Source organism: Burkholderia sp. Bp9143, assembly GCF_003853645.1.
Lineage (GTDB): Bacteria > Pseudomonadota > Gammaproteobacteria > Burkholderiales > Burkholderiaceae > Burkholderia.
This window is the reverse complement of the sequence record NZ_QTPO01000122.1, coordinates 1-1,928: the sequence shown is the minus strand read 5'-3', so window position 1 is coordinate 1,928 and position 1,928 is coordinate 1. Positions and strand designations below refer to the sequence as shown.

Sequence of the window (1,928 nt, the reverse complement as noted above, 5' to 3'; positions counted from 1 at the left end):
CTCTCGTCGGCTAACAGCTCGATCAGCTCGCTGTCCACGTCCACTTCGACGGGTCTGAGCTCGACCAACAGCTCGGTGGCTTCGCTGTCGACCTCCACGTCGACCGGCCTCTCGTCGGCTAACAGCTCGATCAGCTCCCTGTCCACGTCCACTTCGACGGGCTTGAGCTCGACCAACAGCTCGGTTGCTTCGCTCTCGACCTCCACGTCGACCGGTCTGTCGTCGGCTAACAGCTCGATCAGTTCCCTGTCCACGTCCACTTCGACCGGGATCAACTCGCTGTCCACCGGCCTCAGCACGGTCACGACCAAGACCGACAATCTCGGTAACAGCACGGCCGCAGCCCTCGGTGGCGGCGCCAGCTACAACCCGGCAACCGGCACGGTCTCCGCTCCGTCGTACACCACGTACAACGCGAACGGCACGACGTCGACCGCCAACAGCGTCGGCTCGGCGATCGACAGCATCAACAGCCAAGGCATCAAGTACTTCCACGCGAATTCGACGGCAGCGGACAGCCAGGCACTCGGTACCGACTCGGTCGCGATCGGCCCGAATGCCGTCGCCAACAATACCGGCGACGTCGCACTCGGCAGCGGCTCCGTTACCGCAGCGCCCAACGCGACGCCGACGGGTACCGTCGGCGGCGTGACCAGCACGTTCGCGGGCGGCAATCCGAGCAGCGTGGTGAGTGTCGGCAACGCGAGCACCGGCACCACGCGTCAGATCACCAATGTCGCTGCAGGTCAAATCACGGCCACCAGCACGGACGCGATCAACGGCTCCCAGCTCTTCGCGACCAATTCCGTCGTGGATTCGCTGTCGACGACGGTGTCATCGTCCAGCAGCGCGATCTCGTCGCTGTCGACCGGCATCACTTCGTTGTCGACAGGCCTCAGCTCGACCAACAGCTCGGTGACCTCGCTTTCGTCATCGACTTCGACTGGGCTGTCGTCAGCCAATAGTTCGATCGCGTCGCTGTCCACGTCGACTTCGACCGGTATCAACTCGCTGTCCACGGGCCTCAGCTCGACCAATAGCTCGGTCGCTTCGCTCTCGACTTCGACGTCGACCGGTCTGTCGTCGGCCAACAGCTCGATCAGCTTGCTGTCCACGTCGACCTCGACCGGCATCAACTCGTTGTCCACGGGCCTCAGCTCGACCGACAGCTCGGTGGCTTCGCTCTCGACTTCCACGTCGACCGGTCTGTCGTCGGCAAACAGCTCGATCAGCTCACTGTCCACCTCGACCTCGACGGGTATCAACTCGCTGTCGACTGGCATGAGCTCGACCAACAGCTCGGTCGCTTCGCTCTCGACGTCGACCTCGACGGGTATCAACTCGCTGTCGACCGGCCTGAGTTCCACCGATAGCTCGGTCGCCTCGCTTTCGACCTCCACGTCGACTGGGCTCTCGTCGGCAACCAGCTCGATCAGCTCGTTGTCCACGTCGACTTCGACGGGTATCAATTCGCTGTCCACCGGCCTGAGCTCGACCGACAGCTCGGTGGCTTCACTGTCGACGTCCACGTCGACGGGCCTCTCGTCGGCAACCAGCTCGATCAGCTCGCTGTCCACCTCGACTTCGACCGGCATCAACTCGTTGTCGACGGGCCTCAGCTCGACCGATAGCTCGGTCGCCTCGCTGTCGACCTCCACGTCGACCGGCCTCTCGTCGGCAACCAGCTCGATCAGCTCGCTGTCCACGTCGACCTCGACGGGTATCAATTCGCTGTCGACGGGCCTCAGCTCGACCGATAGCTCGGTGGCTTCGCTGTCGACGTCCACGTCGACGGGCCTGTCCTCGGCAACCAGCTCGATCAGCTCGCTGTCCACCTCGACTTCGACGGGTATCAACTCGTTGTCGACGGGCCTCAGCTCGACCGATAGCTCGGTCGCCTCGCTGTCGACCTCCACGTCGACCGGCCT

At 63.6% G+C, this 1,928-nt stretch carries 1 pseudogene; it reads left to right on the top strand.

Annotated features, from left to right (window positions below):
* Positions 1–1,928 (top strand): annotated as a pseudogene (locus DIE23_RS38870) (hemagglutinin); the annotation flags it as partial.